Here is an 18,104-nt window from a genome sequence, read left to right as displayed (position 1 = left end):
TACACGGTGAGCCACTTTCGAACGCTGCTGACGTCTTCCCTGCTGGTCTTGTGCATGGCGTTCTGCACGGCCAGTGCACAGGCGCGCATCAAGGTCGTGGTCGCCACCGATTCGTGGGCCCAGCTGATGTACCTGGACAGCCGCAACGTGCCCGCAGGCGACCTGGCCGATTTCATCAACCGCATGAACGAGGTGCAGGATACCTTCCAGTTCGACCTGGTCATCTACCCGCGCCTGCGCGTCGACCGCGTCTTCATCGACAAGGAGGCCGACGTGTATCCTTTGCGTACCACCTTGTGGACCCGGCCGGAGCTCAACCTGCTGCCCACCAAAACCATCTTCACCAGCGGCGATATCTATTTCGCGCGCCGCGCCAACCGCTTCGGCGGCCACAAGGTGTTCGACGACCTGGCGACGAAAACCGTGGCCGGCGTGCGCGGCTACCATTACCAGCTATTTAACAATAACACCGACGAATCCTATATCTGGAAACACTTCAACGCCTATCTGTTCAGCTCCAACGAAGGGGTGATCCGCTTCGTGCGGGCTGGCCGGGCCGATGTCGGCATCGTGCCCGAAGTGATCATGGCGAAGTACATGAACGACCCCGGCGTGCGCCAGCAACTGATCGTCGCCGAGCGCTACGATTCGCAAGTCGCGCTGTCGAACCTGGTCAGGAAAGACGGCCCCATCTCGGTGGAACAAATGAACGCCATCGTCGACCTGCTGATCAAATCGGGCGATGTGCAGAAACTCAAGGCCAGGCTGAGCATTCAAGCGGTGCGTCCGTCTAAAAAGTGAGCGTGCTTTTGCCGGCGCCGGCGAGGAAGGTGGTGGCGTCTTCGCCGGTCAGCGGACGGCTGAACAGGTAGCCCTGCATCACGTCGCAGCCCAGTTCGCGCAAGTGACGTGCCTGCGCGGCCTGTTCCACGCCTTCGGCGATCACTTCCAGTCCCAGGCTTTGTCCGAGCGCGATCACGGCCCGCACGATGGCCGCATTGCCGCTGTTGTTCATCATGTCGCGCACGAAGGACATGTCGATCTTGAGCTTGTGGACCTTCAGCTGCTGCAGATAGGCGAGCGAAGAATAACCGGTACCGAAATCATCGATCGACAGGCGCACCCCGAGCGCGCGCAGGTCGGCCAGCGACTGGAACGACAGTTCGCGTTCGAGCATGACGAAACTTTCGGTGATTTCGAGTTCCAGCTGTTCGGGCGCGATGCCCGCTTCGTCGAGCGCGCACCTGACCGAGTCGAGCAGGCGCCCGCGGCTCAGCTGCACCGCCGAGATATTCACCGCCGTGTGACGCGGCGCCAGCCCGGCGTCGCTCCAGCGGCGGATCTGGCGGCAGGCGGTCCGCAGGACCCAGTCGCCCAGCTCGACGATCAGGCCGCATTCCTCGGCCAGCGGGATGAAGGCGACCGGCGCCACGTTCCCGCGCACCGGATGGGTCCAGCGGATCAGCGCTTCCAGGCCGGCCAGCTCGCCGCTGCGCAAGTCCATCTGGGGCTGGTAGTGCAGCGAGAACTCGCGCCGTTCGAGCGCACCGCGCAAGTCCGCCTCCAGCGCCAGCCGCTCCCTGGCGCGCCCGCTCATCTCCGGCGAGAAAAAGCGCAAGCCCCCCGGCCCCTTGGCCTTGGCCTGGTGCAGGGCGGCGGCGGCGTTGCTTTGCAAGGTTTCCAGATCGGCGCCGTCGGCCGGATACAGCGCAATACCGATGCTGGCGCCGACGTAGGCGCTGGTGCCGTCGAGCTGGTACGGCAGCGACAGGGCGTCGATGATGCGCTGGGCCAGCAGGTCGGCGCCAGGCGCGTTCGCTTCGTGCTCGAGCACGATATTGAACTCGTCGCCGCCCACGCGCGCGATCGCTTCCACCCCGGGCAGCAGCGCGCGCAGGCGCGCGGCCACCTCGACCAGCAAGCGGTCGCCGGCGCTGTGCCCCAGGCTTTCGTTGATCGTCATGAAGTTGTCGAGGTTGATGAACAGCAGGGCGAACTCCGATTGCGCATGCCCGGCCTGCTTGACGGCGTGCGCCAGCAATTCGCCGAACAAGGCGCGGTTCGACAGGCCGGTCAGGGCGTCGCGGTGGATGGCGATATCGAGCTGCTGTTCGGCCTGGCGCCGCTGCGTGATGTTGGCGTACGAACCGCGCCAGCCGCGCGCCTGGCCGGCGGCGTCGCGCACCCGCCTGGCCACATGCTCGACCCAGCGCTCGCTGCCATCGGCGGCGCGGATGCGGCACGCGAACGGCGCGCTTTCGGCCTGGCCGCAGTCCGGCCAGCACTCTTTCCAGGCCGCCAGGTCGGCCGGCTCGACGATTTTTTCCATCAAGCCGGGATCGGCGAAAAAGTCAGCCGGCGCATACCCGGACACGGCGCTGCAGGCCGGCGAGACGTACAGGTAGCTGCCGTCCTCGGCCAGCCAGTATTCCCAGTTCGGCGAGTAGTCGGCCAGGATGCGGTATTTTTCTTCGCTTTTCTGGAGCAAGGCGGTGCGCTGGGCCACCTGCCGTTCGAGGTGGCGCCGCAGCCGGCTCAGTTCGAGGTGGGTGCGCATCCGTGCGCGCACTTCCTCGATATCGAACGGCTTGGTGATGTAATCGGCCGCGCCCAGCGCGAAGCCTTTGAGCTTGTCTTGCGCCTGGTTGGCCACGGTGACGAAAATGATCGGGATGCGGTGGTGCTCCGGCAAGGACTTGAGGTACTGGCATACCTCGTGGCCGCCCATGCCGGGCATCCTGATGTCGAGCAAAATCAGGTCGGGCGGCGCCGCGCCCTGCACCAGCGCGATGGCCCTGGCGCCCGAATCGGCCAGCATGATGCGGTACTCGTCGCGCAAGCCTTCCAGCAGGCCGTGCAGGTTTTGCGGCACGTCGTCGACCAGCAGCACGCTCGGCACGGCGGCCGGCTCGGCGCCGGGTTCCTCCTCGAACTGGGCCGTATCGGCGCGGTAGCGTTGCAAGGCCAGTTGGGTATTGACGCGCAAGAGCAGCCATTCCGGGTCGACCGGCTTGGTGATGTAGTCCGCCACGCCCAGTTCGAGGCCGCCGGCCACGTCGGCCGCGTCGTCCAGCGCGGAGACGAAAATGACCGGGATATGGCTGGTCGCAGGGTCCGATTTCAGGCTCGACAGGACGGCGTAGCCATCCATGCCCGGCATCCTGATGTCGAGCAGGATCAATTCCGGCTGCGGCGTGCGGCGCGCCAGTTCCAGCGCCTTCTGGCCCGAGGTGGCGGCCGTCAGGGTGTGGGTCGCCCCCAGGATATTCATCAGCAGGTGCAGGTTGTCGTGGACATCGTCGACAATCAGGATGCGTGGGCGATGTTGGCTGAAACGATTCATGGCGTAGTTCCGGATGACAGCGGGAAGGGGATGGCGGCGCGGCGCGGCGGTTCGGGATCGGGCTGGCCGGCCTGGCTCAGTTGCTGGCGCAGGGCGCGGGTCAGGGCCACGGCTTGTTCAATGTCGAAGGCGTCGGCGCAGTCGGCGATCGCGGCGATCGCGGCGGCGGTGCCGGTGCCGGCCGCACTGGCGCGCAATTGCGCCAGCAAGAAGACGGCCCGCCCCAGGTCGTAATTGAGTGCGTCGCTCAGCTGGTCAAGCAGGCCAAGCAGGGGCGCGCCCGCCAGCGCCGGCCCGGCGGCGCTGGCGGGGCTGGCGGCGGGCGCCAGGCTGTCGATGTCGGCCAGCAGCGCGGCATGCAGTTGGTGCAGCGACGCCAGCGCGGCCGCGTCGGGGGCCGTATCGTGCTTGAGATTGGCACTGATGGCGGCCAGCCGGGCAAACAGGGCGCCCGCGCCCAGGTTGCCGGTCACGCCGAGCAGGGTATGGCAAAACGCGTCGGCGCTGTCATGGTCGGGCGCGGCCAGCATGGCCGCCAGGCGCGCGGCGGCGTCGCCGTAGTGCTCGCGAAAGCGCAGCAGCTGGCGGCGGTAGGCGGCGGCCTTGCCGCCGATGCGGCGGATGCCTTCGCGCGCGTCCAGGCTGGCCAGCGCCAGCAAATCGGCGGGGAAATCGGACGCCGCCGGCGCCGGCGGCGGCCCCGCTTGCGACTCCGCTTGCGCCCCCGCTTGCGCCCCCGCTTGCGGCGCGCTGCGTACCCAGCGGCCCAGGGTGGCCATCAGGCGCTCGGGCGCGATCGGCTTGGTCACATGGTCGTTCATGCCGGCCGCGCGGCTCTGCTCGGCGTCATGGGCCATCGCCAGCGCGGTCATGGCGATGATCGGCAGTGCGGCGAAGCGCGCCCCGTCGGCGCCGGCGGCCATGGCGCGGATCCGGCGCGCCGCCTCGAGTCCGTCCATCACCGGCATCTGGACATCCATCAGCACGCCGTCGTAGCTGCCGTTGCGGACCATCTCGACGGCTTGCCGGCCGTTGGCCGCCTCGTCCACCAGGATGCCTTCGCTTCGCAACAGCTCGCTTGCAAACTCGCGGTTGATATCGTTGTCCTCGACCAGCAACAGGCGTACGCCGGAAAAGCAGGAGGCGAGCGCGCGCAAGGCCGGCGGGCGGCTTCCATGGTTGTCCAGGAGGCGCTTGCGGCCCAGCACCGACAGCATCGCATCGAGCAGGGTCGAGGGCGAGACCGGCTTGATGAGAAAACCATCCACGCCCGCCTGCTGCGCCAGCCGGAACACATCTTCGCGGCCATACGCGGTCAGCATGACCACCTTGGGCGGCGCCACGATGCGCGGATCGGCGCGCAGCAGGCGGGTCACTTCATCGCCGTTCATGCCGGGCATGCGCCAATCCATCAGGACCAGGTCGAACGGTTGCGCGCCGGCGGCGGCCAGCGCGCACAGCGCCTCGGCGCCATCGGCGGCCACGGCCACGTCGAGCTGCAGGAAGCGCAGCATGTCGGCCATGATCTCGCGCGCGGGCTGGCTGTCGTCGACCACCATCACCCGGATACCCTTGAGCAAGGGGCCGACCGGATCGACCAGCAGCGCCGGCGCCGGCGCCGCCGGCCCCGGGCGCGCCAGGGTCAGTTCGAAGCACAGGGTGCTGCCCTGCCCCGGCGCCGAGTGCGCAATCCAGATGCGCCCGCCCATCAGTTCGACCAGTTCCTTGCTGATCGCCAAGCCAAGTCCGGTACCGCCGAAGCGCCGCGTGGTGCTCTGGTCGGCCTGGGTAAACTTGGCAAACAAGGCGCCCTGCACCTGGGCCGACATGCCGATGCCGGTGTCGCGCACCGCCATGTCGATGGTGATCTCGCTGTCGCTGCCGGACACGGCGCGAAAACTCAGTTCGACTTCGCCCTGCTCGGTAAACTTGATCGCATTGCCGCACAGGTTGAGCAGGATCTGGCCCAGGCGCAAAGGGTCGCCCAGCAGGACCAAGGGGATGGCCGGATCGTAGCGGATCAGGAACTCGACCCCTTTCTGCCCGGCCTGGTATGCAAGCGTGTCGGTCAGTTGTTGCAGCACATCGTCGAGGCTGAACGGGATGATGTCGATGTCGAGTTTGCCGGCTTCGATCTTGGCGAAGTCGAGGATGTCGTTGATGATGCCAAGCAACGACAGCGCCGCGCTTTGCGCCTTGCCCAGGTAATTCCGGAGTGCCGGGGCCGGCTCGGTTTTCAGCGCCAGGTAAAGCATGCCCAGGATCGCGTTCATCGGCGTGCGGATTTCATGGCTCATATTGGCCAGGAATTGCCCCTTGGCCAGATTGGCCGCTTCGGCGGCGTCCTTGGCCTGCTGCAATTCGAAGGTGCGTTCGGCCACCAGGTGCTCGAGGTTCTGGTTGACGCCCTTGAGCTCCTGCACCAGTTCGAACAGCTGCGCATGGCTATCGTTGAGGGCGCCGACCAGCTGGCCCAGTTCGTCCTGGTAGGGGTAGGCGATGTTGTCCGGCCGGCGCTCGCCGTGCGCGGCGCGCCACTGCGCCACCCCGCGCGCGACCGCGGTTACGCTGCGCGAGAGGCGATAGCTGATGGTCCAGGATACGATCAGCCACAACAGCGTACTGCCGAGCACGGAATTGAACAGCACCACGAAGAAGCTGTACTTGGTGCGATCCCACAACACGTCGCCATTGGCATACAGTTCCAGATGACCGATCAGGCGCTGCTGGTTATCGCGCTCCGTGTAGCGCAAGGCCACCTCTTCCTGCTGGTAGCGCGGCAATGCCGAACCCGCCGCGCCGGAGCGCACAGCGGGACGGTCGCCGTCGCCAACGAGCTCCTGGCCGTCGACATTCCTGATCCGCACCCCGGTGACAATCGCATTCTGGCGCACGCCGCGCACCACGGCCCGCAGGCGGGCGGTATCGAGCTCCCACAACGCTTGCGCCGCGCCCGGTTCCACAGTGCGGCCGAGCGAGGCCAGGTCGCTGGCGATGGCGCGGCTGACCGAGAAATACTGGATTCCGAGTTGCAGCACCGTCATGCTCACCGACAGCAGCAGGTACCACGGCAGCATGGTGTAGAGAAGGCGGCTGGCAAGCGTTTGCGTGCTGAACATCGACCCTCCGGTCAAGGGACATCCCCGGCTCGCAGGCTGTGCATGCGCCCGCAATGTCCTTGATATGGCGCAATAGTTTGCCCGACGCGCCATGTTAGCGCCCAGTGATTCATTCTAGTCGGATGGGATGCCAGCGTGCAAGCGTCAGGTGCCGCCGGGATGGCGCCAGGCCCACGGTCCGGCTGGCAGGCGTTGTCACGGTTCAACAACAACCGACGCCATGTCCATTGAATATTTTCCAGATATCAACGAACCGGGACAGCGTTACGGGCGGATAATCGGGGCTCGCCGTCGCTCGCCGTCCATTGGAAGGAAAACATCCTGTTCTCTGCTATCCGCATCGGTTCACGCCTCGCACTCAGTTTTGCCATTGTTCTGTTGCTCTCCCTGGTATCGACCGCATACGCCATCATGGCCGCGCGCGGCAACGCACTCGCCACCGAGCGCATGATGGCCGAGCCGCTGGCCAAGGAGCGCCTGATGTCCGATTGGTATGGCAATACCTACGCGGCAATCGCGCGCACCGCGCTGATCGCCCGCAGTAGCGACAATACCCTGTCGAGCACCGTCGCGGCGCCCATCTCCGACAGCGTCAAGCGCACCACGGAGTTGATCAAGAAACTCGAACCGCTGCTGGCCAGCGCCGAAGAAGCGGCGGCGGCGGCCGGCAGCCTGGAAGAACAGGCGGCGCGCCTGGCCGATGTGGCCGCGGGCTTCAAGCTGGGAACCACGGCGGCAAAACCACGCCCACACCCCGCAGTCGCGACGCCACGCTTGAAGCTGGCGGCATGACAGGCCGGCCATTGCATAAATACATAGCAAAACGCCCATAGGTAATAATCATCAGCCAAGTATCTTGACTGAAAATCAGCAAACCAGCCCCGGAAAATCGACCGATCGTGCTTTTGTCGTTGCCGCTAAACAACATTGTGATTTGTAATTGACCATTTGGACACGTTTGCTGGAAGTCTTTCCTGTAGAAGAGGATAATTGCCGCTCGGAATTATTAACTCATCAACTGTCAGGAAAACATCATGTTCCCCAATGTACGCATCGGTTCGCGTCTAGCGATCGGTTTCGCCATCGTGCTGGTTCTGTCGATTCTCTCCACCGGCTACGCCATGCTCGCCGCACGCGACAACGCCAGCGCCACGGAACGCATGATGGCGAACCCGCTGGCCAAGGAACGCATGATGTCGGACTGGTATGTGATGACCTATTCGGCCATCGTGCGCACCAGCCTGATCGCGCGCAGCAGCGACGAAACCCTCTCGACCACGTTCGCGGCCGCCATCGCCGACAGCGTCAAGCGCAACACCGAGATCATGAAGCAGATCGAACCCCTCCTGACCACGGACGAGGAAAAGGCGACCGTCAAGGCCATCCAGGCCAACCGCGCCGTCTATCAAAAGGCCAAGGAAGCGGTCATGGCGGCCAAGAAGGCGGGCGACAGCGCCGCCACCGAACAGGCTTTCAACGGCACCTTCCTGCCGGCGGCGACCGCGTACCAGAACAGCATCCAGGCCATGCTCGCGATGCAGCGCAAGGAGATCGACAGCACCGCCGCGCAGATCGAACAAGCCAGCGGCCGCACCATCACGCTGCTGTTCGTGCTCGGCGCCCTGGCGGTGTTGACCGGCGCCGTCTGCGCCTTCCTGATCACGCGCTCGATTACCAGGCCGTTGCGCGCCGCCGTGGCGGTAGCCGGCACGGTCGCCGGCGGCGACCTGACCACCGAATTCGGCGCCACCACGCGCGATGAAATCGGTGACCTGATGCGCGCCCTGCACGCCATGAACGATTCGCTCACGCGGGTGGTGTCGGAAGTGCAGAGCGGGACCAACGCGATCGCCATCGGCTCGACCGAGATCGCCGCCGGCAACCTGGATCTGTCGGCGCGCACCGAACAGCAAGCGAGCTCGCTGGAAGAAACCGCCGCCTCGATGGAAGAACTGACGTCGACCGTGCGCCAGAACGCCGACAACGCGCAGCAGGCCAACCAGCTCGCGCTGGCCGCCTCGCAGGTGGCGCGCAAGGGTGGCGCGATCGTCAGCCAGGTGGTCGACACCATGGAGTCGATCGAAGCGTCGTCGCGCAAGATCGTCGACATCATCGGCGTGATCGACAGCATCGCCTTCCAGACCAATATCCTGGCCTTGAATGCGGCGGTGGAAGCGGCGCGCGCCGGCGAGCAGGGTCGCGGCTTTGCGGTGGTGGCATCGGAAGTGCGCACCCTGGCGCAGCGCTCGGCCGGTGCGGCCAAGGAAATCAAGGGCCTGATCGGCGACTCGGTGGCGCAGGTGAGCAACGGCACGCGCCTGGTGCAGGAGGCGGGTACCACGATCGGCGAAGTGGTCGACAGCGTGGCCCGCGTGACCGACATCATGTCCGAAATTACGGCCGCCAGTAACGAGCAGCGCGTGGGCATCGACCAGGTCAACGAGGCGATTGCGCAGATGGACCAGGTCACGCAGCAGAATGCGGCGCTGGTGGAAGAAGCGGCGGCTGCGGCGGGCAGCCTGGAAGAACAGGCGGCGCGCCTGGCCGACGTGGCGGCCGGCTTCAAGCTGACCGCAAGATCGTCCTCGTCCGCGTCGTCGTCGTCGCGCCCGCAGCGTGCCCCGGCCAGGGCCGCACTGAAGTTGGCGGCCTGACAAGCGTGCCATTCATACACAGCTTTGTTAAACAAAGTCCGTGCAAATGTTGAATAGAAACAACAATCCAGCCGGAATTGCCATGTAGAAAGTTCATGGACTGGCCCGTCTTGCCGGGAGAGGAGGATAATTGCCGATCGGCACCTATACCTCTTCACCTGTCAGGAAAAACACCATGTTCCCCAACGTCCGCATCGGCTCACGCCTTGCCATCGCTTTCGCGATTGTGCTGGTACTGTCCATTGTCTCCACGGCTTACGCCATCATCGCAGCGCGCGACAACGCGCGCGCGACGGAATTGATGATGGCCCAGCCCCTGAGCAAGGAACGCCTGGTGTCGGACTGGTACGTGATGGTGTTTGCCGCCGTCGGCCGCACCGCCCTGATCGCGCGCAGCAGCGACGACGCCCTCTCGACTACGTTTGCCAGCACCATCAGCGAAGGCGTCAAGCGCAGCACGGGGCTGATCAAGGAAATCGAGCCGCTGCTCACCAGCGACGAAGAAAAAGCCATGATGAAGTCGATCCAGGCCCTGCGCGCCACCTTCCAGGCGGCCAAGGAGCAGGTCATGGCATCGAAAAAAGCGGGCGACCCGGCCGTCACCGAGCAGCTGTTCAACAGCACCTTTACGCCGGCCGCCGCGGCCTACGAGAGCGGCATCCAGGACATGCTGGCGATGCAGCGCAAGGCCATCGACGATACCGCGCTGGCGATCGACAAGGCCAACACCCGCACCATTCAACTGCTGCTGGTGCTCGGCACCCTGGCGGTGCTGACCGGCGCCGTCTGCGCTTTTCTCATCACCCGTTCGATCACGGTGCCGCTGAAAGCGGCCGTGGCGGTGGCCGGCACGGTCGCCAGCGGCGACCTGACCACCGAATTCGGCCCGGCCTCGCGCGACGAAATCGGTGACCTGATGCGCGCCCTGCACGCCATGAACGACTCGCTCACGCGGGTGGTGTCGGAAGTGCAGAGCGGGACCAACGCGATCGCCATCGGCTCGACCGAAATCGCCGCCGGCAACCTGGACCTGTCGGCGCGCACCGAACAGCAAGCCAGCTCGCTGGAAGAAACCGCCGCCTCGATGGAAGAACTGACGTCCACCGTGCGCCAGAACGCCGACAACGCGCGGCAGGCCAACCAGCTCGCGCTGGCCGCCTCGCAGGTGGCGCGCAAGGGCGGCGCCATTGTCGGCCAGGTGGTCGACACCATGGGCTCGATCGAAGCGTCGTCGCGCAAGATCGTCGACATCATCGGCGTGATCGACTCGATCGCGTTCCAGACCAATATCCTGGCCTTGAATGCGGCGGTGGAAGCGGCGCGCGCCGGCGAGCAGGGTCGCGGCTTTGCGGTGGTGGCGTCGGAAGTGCGCACCCTGGCGCAGCGCTCGGCGGGTGCGGCGAAAGAAATCAAAAGCCTGATCGGCGACTCGGTGGCGCAGGTGAGCAACGGCACGCGCCTGGTGCAGGAAGCCGGTACCACGATCGGCGAAGTGGTCGACAGCGTGGCGCGCGTGACCGACATCATGTCGGAGATCACGGCTGCCAGTAACGAGCAGCGCGTCGGCATCGATCAGGTGAACGAAGCGATTGCGCAGATGGACCAGGTGACGCAGCAGAACGCGGCGCTGGTGGAAGAAGCGGCGGCTGCGGCGGGCAGCCTGGAAGAACAGGCGGCGCGCCTGGCCGATGTGGCGGGCGGGTTCAAGCTGGCGGCGACGGCGGGACGGCCGCAGCGGGTGGCGGGAAAAGCGCCGTTGAAACTCGCGGCTTAACGCCAGCGTTCGCCCACTAGCTGCAAAACCGTCTTCCCCGCGTAGGCGGGGATCCATAGCACCGCCGAATATCGAATGTGCTATGGATCCCCGCCTTCGCGGGGAAGACGGATATGAGAGGAGTGGCATTAATAACTGAACGCTTCTCAAGCCCCCAAAAACATCTCCTGCAAATCATTCAAAAAGCGCTGCCCCAATTCGGTCGGCCGAATGATCTTGTGATCGCGGTAAATCAAGCCCTTGGCCTCGGCCGCATTGAGCGTCTGCTCGATTGCATTGATCCCCATCCCGGTGCGTTCCCCGAACAGGTTCGGTGAAAAGCCCCCGGTCAGGCGCAGGGTGTTGAGCATGAACTCGAAACCCATATCCGCGCGTCCGATCTCGCGCTCTTCCTGCACCGGATTACCCGCCCGCGCCGCCTCGATGAACGCCTTCGGCTGCTTGTAGCGCGCCTGGCGCAACACCCGGTGCGGGAACGAGATCTTGGAATGCGCGCCAGCGCCTATGCCCAGGTAATCGCCGAACTCCCAGTAATTCACATTGTGCTTCGCGCGCCGGCCCGGCTGCGCGTACGCCGACACTTCGTAATGTCCGTACCCCGCCGCCGCCGTCCCGAGCGCGATCATGTCCTGCATGTCGGCGCTGGCGTCGTCATCAGGCAGCGCCGGCGGATACTTGGCGAACAGCGTGTTCGGCTCCATCGTCAGGTGGTACAGCGACAAATGCGGCGGCGCGAACGACAGCGCCGTCTCCAGGTCGAGCCGCGCCTCTTCCAGGGTCTGGGTCGGCAAGGCGTACATCAGGTCCAGGTTGAAGTTGTCGAAATTCGCATGCGCGATCTCGACCGCCCGCCTGGCCTCGTTGTCGTCATGGATGCGGCCCAGCGCCTTGAGGTGCTTGCCATTAAAGCTCTGGATGCCGATCGACAGGCGGTTGATGCCGCTGGCCCGGAACGACTTGAACTTCTCCGCTTCGAAGGTGCCCGGATTGGCTTCCATGGTCACTTCGGCGTCCACGTCCAGCGGCAGCAAGGTGCGCACGTCGGACATGAGCCGGTCCAGGCCCTTGGCCGACATCAGACTCGGCGTGCCGCCACCAATGAAGATGGTGTAGATCTTGCGGCCCCAGATCAGCGGCAGCGACTGCTCCAGGTCGAGCCGCAGCGCGTCCAGGTATTCTTCTTCCGGCAGCTCGCCGCGCGCCTCGTGCGAGTTGAAGTCGCAGTAAGGGCACTTCTTCACGCACCACGGGTAATGAATGTACAGCGACAGCGGCGGCAGCGCAGCCAGGTTCAGGGCGCCCGGTTGCAGGTATTGCAGCGCGCTGGCGGCCGGCGAGCGCGGTTCGGTCTTGACGGCGCTGCCCGCGACTTTGATCGGAATCATTTCAGCTTCTCTACCAGCGCGCGCAGGGCCTGGCCGCGGTGCGACAGCGCGTTCTTTTCCAGCGGCGTCAGTTCGGCGGTGCACTTGCCGAGCGAAGGGATGAAGAAATGCGGATCGTAGCCAAACCCGCCGGTGCCGCGCGCTTCGGCCACGATTTCGCCATTCCAGCGGCCGTCGGCGATGACCGGCTGCGGGTCGTCGGCGTGGCGTACATACACCAGCACGCAGTAGTAGTAGGCCGATTTGTCGGCGTGCGCTTCCAGGTCGGCGATCAGCTTCTGGTTGTTGCGCGCATCCGACTTCGGTTCGCCGGCAAAACGCGCCGACCACACACCGGGCGCGCCGCCCAGGGCATTGACGCACACCCCGGAGTCGTCGGCCAGGGCCGGCAAACCGGTCAGGCGCGAAGCGTGGCGGGCTTTTTCGAGCGCGTTTTCCACAAACGTGGCGAACGGTTCCTCGGCTTCAGGGACGTCGAATTCGCCCTGCGCGTGCAGGGTAAAGCCCAGGGGTGCGAGGATGTCGCCAAACTCCTTGAGTTTGCCGGCGTTGTTGGAAGCGAGGATGAGGCGTTGGGTCATAAGAGTCTGGTCTGGCCGGTGATGGATGCCAGCGGCATCCGCAAAGGCGTATTTTAGCGCCATTGCGGGCCGCACCAATCCCGGCACCGCTTTTGCGGGATTTTGCGGGGCAAACACTGTACTATATCGGCATCTTAAATTGACGGTGGAAATCCGATGGCGACAGCAGCGCAACTTAACCTTGACGCAAACATGCGCCCCGGGGGCTGCCTTGCTTGAGGTGGAAAAAGCCGGACAAAGCTATGGCTCCGACCCTTCGGGGCTGGTGTGGGGCTATCTGTTCGGCGTCACGCCGGAAGCGCTGGCGGTCGATTCGGCCGCGGCGCTGGCCTGGATGCGCGACCACGCGGCCAACAATCCATCGCAGTTCATCTGGCTGCACTTCAACCTGTCGAACGCCGCCAGCGAAAAGTGGCTGACCACGCACGCCAACCTGGCCGACGAATTCTACGAAACGCTGCACACCGGCTCGCGCTCGACCCGCATCGAACTGGCCGAAGACACCCTGATCGCGGTGGTCAACGATGTGCTGCACAATTTTTCGTTCGAAGAATCCGACATTTCCACCCTGTGGGTCAGCGTGGCGCGCAATGTCGTCGTCAGCGCCCGCCGCAAGCCCTTGCAGTCGATCGAGCGCGTGCGCCAGGCGGTGCGCCAGGGCGAGCCGGTACGTTCCTCGGTCGAACTGCTGATCCACCTGCTGCGCGACCAGGCCGACGTGCTGGTGAAAATCGTGCGCGAGGCCGTCGAACGGGTCGACGACATCGAAGACAAGCTGCTGGCCGACCGCCCCACCGCCAGGCGCGAAGACCTGGGCGCCATGCGGCGCGTGCTGGTGCGCCTGCAACGCCTGCTGGCGCCGGAACCGGCCGCCCTGTTCCGGCTCCTGCAACGCCCGCCCTCGTGGATGGCCGATCTCGATACCCAGGAGCTGCGCGAAGCGACCGAGGAATTCTCGGTGGTGCTGAGCGACATGTCGTCGCTGCAGGAACGCATCAAGCTGCTGCAGGAAGAAATCGCCGCCCGCGTCAGCGAGGAGACCGGCCGCAGCCTGTTTATCCTGACCATCGTGACGGTACTGGCGCTGCCCATTAATATCATCGCGGGCATGCTGGGCATGAACGTGGGCGGCATTCCGCTGTCGCACCACCCGGCCGGATTCTGGATCATCGCCGGCATCATTGCGACGTTTACGGTGGTGGCGGGCTGGCTGGTCACGCGTGCGGCGCGGCGCCTGCGTTAGCCTCTATGATGGCGTTTTGACAAACGCCGGAGAATGACGTGACACAGCACAAAGAAGGCACCAGCGCCACCCTGATCGCGGACGCGCTGCACGCCAGACTGGAAGACCATTTTACCTATCGCGGCATGTGCGACGCCTCGGCCGCCGCCGCGCTCGGGGAAGACCTGTTCGTGGTCGCCAACGACGAACGCAACCAGCTCAAAATCTACCAGCGCGGCGTGGCTGATGCGGTGGAGGTGGTCGACCTGTCGGAATTTTTGGGCACCAGGAAGAACAAGGAATCGGACCTGGAAGGCGCGGCCACCATCGGTGAGCGGATTTACTGGATTACCTCGCACGGCCGCAACAAGAAGGGCGAGGTGCAGGAACGCCGTTTCCGGTTTTTTGCGACCGAGGCGGGCAAGGCGAATGGTAAAGAAAAGGCGCGCCTGCAACCGGTCGGCAAGGCCTACAGCGGCCTGCTGGACGATATGATCGCGTCCGTGCAGTTGAAAAAATATCCGCTTGCACAGGCCTCCGGAATGACGCCGGAAGCCGATGGCGCTTTCAATATCGAGGGGCTGGCGGCCACGCCGGAAGGCACGCTGCTCATCGGCTTACGCAATCCGGCGCCCGAAGGCAAGGCGCTGGTGGTGCATTTGCTGAACCCGGAAAAGGTGGTCGAGGGCGAGCGGGCCGCGTTTGGCGAGGCGTTCGAACTCGATCTGGGCGGGATGGCGATTCGCAGCATGGAGCTGGTGGGACTGGCCTACATGATCGTGGCGGGACCGCCGGCAGATCATGGGGAGTTTGCGCTGTATCGGTGGTCGGGCAAGGCCGGGGACGCGCCGGAGCAGCTGGTGCACGAGGATTTTGACGATGTGCGGCCGGAAGCGCTGTTTGCCATTCCCGGGACGCGCAAGGTGCAGATCCTGAGCGACGATGGCGGGCCGCATGTGAAGGAGATGGCGGAGCAAGAGCAAACCTTCCGCAGCATCACGGTCGTTCTTTAGCGCTGCGGGCCGATGCAACGCCTGGTCCAGCCGCCGCAATTGCCGAAAATGCTACAATGACAGCGGAAAGTCGTGGCGTAATGGAAGCGTGTTTGCATGCCATGCAAAAGGTGCCGGTTCGACCCCGGTCGGCTTTCCCCGCCATGGTTCGATGGCCGTTTTTTCTACAGACTTTGCGATGACTTTCACAAACGAGGACCTTGCCACCACGCTGCGTGTACTGCAAGCCATCGCGGACCAGCCGTCGCGGATGAACGCGCATCCGCGTTTCAAGGCGCTGATTGCCAAAATACAAAAAACGGCCAAGCGCGAGCAGCGCCAGGCGCGCACGGAATTATCCACGGCGCAGTTTCACCAGGCCCGCCTGCAAACCGGCATGGTGCAGGCACAGCAAGCAACACCAGCGCTGTTGCTGTTGCCGCCGCCGCAGCACGGCGGCAGCACCTTGCGTTCCCAGCGCTGCTATGTCTGCAAGCAGACCTATCACGAACTGCACCACTTTTATCACCTGCTGTGCCCCGTATGCGCAGCGAAGAACTGGGCCAAGCGCGAGCAACGCGCCGACCTGGGCGGCTATGTGGCGCTGGTGACAGGCGGGCGCATCAAAATCGGCTTCGAAACGGCATTGCGCCTGCTGCGCGACGGCGCCCGCGTGATCGTCACCACGCGTTTCCCGCGCGACGCCGAGCGGCGCTTCCTGGGCGAACCGGATGCCGCCGCATGGCGCGACCGGCTGACCTTGGAAGCACTGGACCTGCGCAATATCGCGTCGGTCGAGGCCCTGGCCGACACCCTGTGCCGCGACCTGCCCCACCTCGACATCATCATCAACAACGCGGCGCAGACCATCAAGCGCCCGCGCGAATTCTACGCCGCCCTGATGGCCGCCGAGCCCACCCCGTGGCTGCTGGAGGCAAGCAGCCAGTACCTCGGGCAGCTGCCGGGCTACGAAAACTTCTTCTTGCGCAACGAGCAGGACAGCTATGGGCAGGCGCTCGACAAGCGGCCCAGCAATTCATGGTCGCAGCGGCTGCACGATGTATCCACCTTGGAACTGGTGGAAGTGCAAGTGGTCAATGCGATCGCGCCCTTCCTGCTGACCTCGCGCCTTCGTCCCGCGCTGCTGCGCTCGCCTAACCAGCGGCGCTTCGTGGTCCAGGCGTCGGCCATGGAAGGGCAGTTCAACCGGCAGGACAAGACCGCGTTCCATCCGCATACCAACATGGCCAAGGCCGCGTTGAACATGCTGGTGCGCACCAGCGCCCAGGATTGGGCGCGCGACGGCATCTACATGAACGCCGTGGACACGGGCTGGATTACCGACGAAAATCCCTATCCCAAGGCCGAACGGATGCGGCAGGAACAGCACTTCTACCCGCCGCTCGACGTCATCGACGGCATGGCGCGCCTGATCGATCCGATCATGCGCGGCATCAACGAGCCCGACACGCCCCTGTTCGGCCATTTCCTCAAGGATTACGAACCCTATGCCTGGTGAACCCTCGCTGCCGCCGCGCCAGCCCGGCGCCGCTCCGGATGCCCAAGACGCCAGCGCCGTGCAATGCCCGGTCCATCGCGTCGAGATCACGCCGTGCGACGCAGCCGAGCTGGCGCCCTTGCTGGCCTACCTGAGCGCCAATCAAGCGCTGCAAGGCAGCCAGTACTTTCCCCGTGGCGCCGTGCTGGACGATGGCCGGCTGGACCTCTGCAAGCAAAGCCTGGGCACCGACAACTGCCTGCGGATCGCGCAGGCGCTGGAGGGCAACACCCAGGTGCGCAGCCTCATGCTGGGCACCGACGCGATTGGCGATAGCGGGGCGCACGCGGTGGCCCAGTTGCTGGACAAGAACGCCCATCTGCAGGTGCTCTACCTGGGCTGCAACAACATTGGCCCCGTGGGAGCGCGCGGTCTTGGCGCAGCGCTGGCACAGAACGCGCAGCTTACCGGCCTGTGGTTGAAGCGCAATCCGCTGGGACCGGAGGGCGCTGCCAGCATCGCGCAGATGCTGCGCAGCAATCGGCACCTGGGCGTGCTCGACCTCGTCAATACCGATCTGCGCACTGCGGGCCTGGACGCCATCGTCGATGCCTTGTGCACCGATAACCGCACCATGCACACCCTGTACCTGAGCGGCAACGGCCTGGGGCCGGGCGCCGCCGCAGCCTTGTCCCGGCTGCTGCGCGAAGCGCCGCACGTCACCGCGCTCTACCTGAGCGTCAATCGCCTGGGGGACGAAGGCGCGGCCATGCTGGCCGAAGCGCTGCATGTGAACCGTAGTGTGCGGACACTGGAACTGGCCAGCAACGGCATCGGCCCGGAGGGCGCCAGGGCCTTGTTCCAGGCGCTGCGGGGGCATCCCGCCATCGAAAGCCTCAGCCTGGGCTATGCGCCTTCCACCAGGGTGCTGGGGTCGTCGGCCAATCGCATCGGCGATCAAGGGGTCGGGTACGCGCTGGACATGCTGTCGGCATCGCGCACCTTGCGCAGCCTGGATTTGACGCGCAACGGCGTGACGGCTCAAGGGCTGGAAGCGCTGGACAAAGCCTTGTGCGGCAACCGGCATCTGGGCCGCCTGCTGGTCGATGGCAGCCTGCCCGAGGCGCTGGCCGAGCGCCTGGCGCGCAACCGGGTGGAGCTTGGCGATCTTCCGGTTTCACCGGACCGGGCGTTGATCAGGAGTGTGTATCGCTGAAGGGCGGTTCGGGCGGGAGATGGCGGAGGAAGAGCAGACGTTCAGGTGTATTACGGTAGTGTTATAGCCGCAGCTGCCGATCTGCAGCGCTAACCCGAAAACGTCGTCCCCGCGAAGGCGCTACTGTGTACCCACATTTCTGCAACCTTCGTCGTTGGCGTATGTCGAAGCGATAATGTCAGATTGTGGAGGCGGCGATGGAGGCGACAATGTTGGTAGCCGATGCTCCTTGCATCGGGGAGTTCGGTGATAAGCGGCTTTGCAAGACCGGATCACTGCTCTATAGTCGAATGATCGAACGTGGCACGGTGTGTTTGCGG

General features: G+C 64.9%; 12 protein-coding genes and 1 tRNA gene. 9 read left to right on the top strand and 4 right to left on the bottom strand.

Annotated features, from left to right (window positions below):
* The first annotated feature begins 6 nt into the window (after positions 1-6).
* Complete coding sequence (locus F1609_RS10775; protein WP_167076448.1) at positions 7-801, top strand: substrate-binding periplasmic protein; 795 nt, start codon at positions 7-9, stop codon at positions 799-801.
* On the opposite strand, the gene F1609_RS10770 is transcribed toward F1609_RS10775, so the two are convergent.
* Positions 791-3,343 (bottom strand): GGDEF/EAL domain-containing response regulator, encoded by a 2,553-nt coding sequence (locus tag F1609_RS10770; protein WP_167076447.1) that lies wholly within the window; start codon positions 3,341-3,343, stop codon positions 791-793. The two genes, F1609_RS10775 and F1609_RS10770, sit on opposite strands and share 11 nt — an antisense overlap.
* The gene (locus F1609_RS10765; RefSeq protein WP_167076446.1) at positions 3,340-6,462 is read right to left on the bottom strand and encodes a response regulator; all 3,123 of its coding nucleotides are present in this window, start codon (positions 6,460-6,462) and stop codon (positions 3,340-3,342) included. Before F1609_RS10765 ends, F1609_RS10770 begins: the two co-directional genes overlap by 4 nt.
* Before the next feature lie 378 nt (positions 6,463-6,840).
* On the opposite strand from F1609_RS10765, the gene F1609_RS10760 reads away from it, so the two are divergent.
* The 3 genes from F1609_RS10760 to F1609_RS10750 all read left to right on the top strand — a co-directional run bounded on the left by F1609_RS10760 (position 6,841) and on the right by F1609_RS10750 (position 10,890).
* Positions 6,841-7,254, top strand: a complete 414-nt coding sequence (locus F1609_RS10760) for an MCP four helix bundle domain-containing protein (protein WP_167076438.1) — start codon at positions 6,841-6,843, stop codon at positions 7,252-7,254.
* Between the two features lie 242 nt (positions 7,255-7,496).
* Complete coding sequence (locus F1609_RS10755; RefSeq protein WP_167076445.1) at positions 7,497-9,116, top strand: methyl-accepting chemotaxis protein; 1,620 nt, start codon at positions 7,497-7,499, stop codon at positions 9,114-9,116.
* Between the two features lie 175 nt (positions 9,117-9,291).
* Complete coding sequence (locus F1609_RS10750) at positions 9,292-10,890, top strand: methyl-accepting chemotaxis protein (protein ID WP_167076444.1); 1,599 nt, start codon at positions 9,292-9,294, stop codon at positions 10,888-10,890.
* 146 nt (positions 10,891-11,036) lie between these two features.
* Here F1609_RS10750 and hemW read toward each other — a convergent pair whose 3' ends face one another.
* Both hemW and rdgB read right to left on the bottom strand, forming a co-directional pair.
* Positions 11,037-12,275, bottom strand: coding sequence for a radical SAM family heme chaperone HemW (gene hemW / locus F1609_RS10745; protein ID WP_167076443.1), 1,239 nt, complete (start codon positions 12,273-12,275; stop codon positions 11,037-11,039).
* Positions 12,272-12,856: an RdgB/HAM1 family non-canonical purine NTP pyrophosphatase gene (gene rdgB, locus F1609_RS10740; protein ID WP_167076442.1), complete on the bottom strand. Its 585-nt coding sequence runs from the start codon at positions 12,854-12,856 to the stop codon at positions 12,272-12,274. Before rdgB ends, hemW begins: the two co-directional genes overlap by 4 nt.
* Positions 12,857-13,076: 220 nt before the next feature.
* Between rdgB and F1609_RS10735 the strand changes: the two genes are divergently transcribed.
* From F1609_RS10735 to F1609_RS10715, 5 genes are all read left to right on the top strand, one after another.
* On the top strand, positions 13,077-14,099 hold the full coding sequence (locus F1609_RS10735) for a transporter (RefSeq protein WP_167076732.1): 1,023 nt from the start codon (positions 13,077-13,079) through the stop codon (positions 14,097-14,099).
* 38 nt (positions 14,100-14,137) lie between these two features.
* On the top strand, positions 14,138-15,091 hold the full coding sequence (locus F1609_RS35050; protein ID WP_167076441.1) for a DUF3616 domain-containing protein: 954 nt from the start codon (positions 14,138-14,140) through the stop codon (positions 15,089-15,091).
* A gap of 66 nt (positions 15,092-15,157) precedes the next feature.
* Positions 15,158-15,228, top strand: a tRNA-Gly gene (locus F1609_RS10725).
* A 41-nt stretch (positions 15,229-15,269) separates the two neighbouring features.
* Positions 15,270-16,589, top strand: a complete 1,320-nt coding sequence (locus F1609_RS10720; protein WP_167076440.1) for an SDR family NAD(P)-dependent oxidoreductase — start codon at positions 15,270-15,272, stop codon at positions 16,587-16,589.
* Positions 16,579-17,784, top strand: a complete 1,206-nt coding sequence (locus F1609_RS10715; protein WP_167076439.1) for a leucine-rich repeat domain-containing protein — start codon at positions 16,579-16,581, stop codon at positions 17,782-17,784. Before F1609_RS10720 ends, F1609_RS10715 begins: the two co-directional genes overlap by 11 nt.
* Positions 17,785-18,104: the final 320 nt, after the last annotated feature.

Origin of the sequence: Massilia aquatica, assembly GCF_011682045.1 — a bacterium.
GTDB classification, from domain to species: Bacteria; Pseudomonadota; Gammaproteobacteria; order Burkholderiales; family Burkholderiaceae_D; genus Telluria_A; species Telluria_A aquatica.
The sequence above is the reverse complement of the archived record's forward strand: the minus strand, read 5'-3'. Positions and strand labels throughout refer to the sequence as shown.

Coding starts and splice junctions, on each gene's coding strand:
- F1609_RS10750 (WP_167076444.1), top strand. CDS start 9,292: ATGTTCCCCAACGTCCGCATCGGCTCACGCCTTGCCATCGCTTTCGCG.
- F1609_RS10720 (WP_167076440.1), top strand. CDS start 15,270: ATGACTTTCACAAACGAGGACCTTGCCACCACGCTGCGTGTACTGCAA.
- rdgB (WP_167076442.1), bottom strand. CDS start 12,856: ATGACCCAACGCCTCATCCTCGCTTCCAACAACGCCGGCAAACTCAAG.
- F1609_RS10765 (WP_167076446.1), bottom strand. CDS start 6,462: ATGTTCAGCACGCAAACGCTTGCCAGCCGCCTTCTCTACACCATGCTG.
- F1609_RS10755 (WP_167076445.1), top strand. CDS start 7,497: ATGTTCCCCAATGTACGCATCGGTTCGCGTCTAGCGATCGGTTTCGCC.
- F1609_RS10770 (WP_167076447.1), bottom strand. CDS start 3,343: ATGAATCGTTTCAGCCAACATCGCCCACGCATCCTGATTGTCGACGAT.
- F1609_RS10715 (WP_167076439.1), top strand. CDS start 16,579: ATGCCTGGTGAACCCTCGCTGCCGCCGCGCCAGCCCGGCGCCGCTCCG.
- hemW (WP_167076443.1), bottom strand. CDS start 12,275: ATGATTCCGATCAAAGTCGCGGGCAGCGCCGTCAAGACCGAACCGCGC.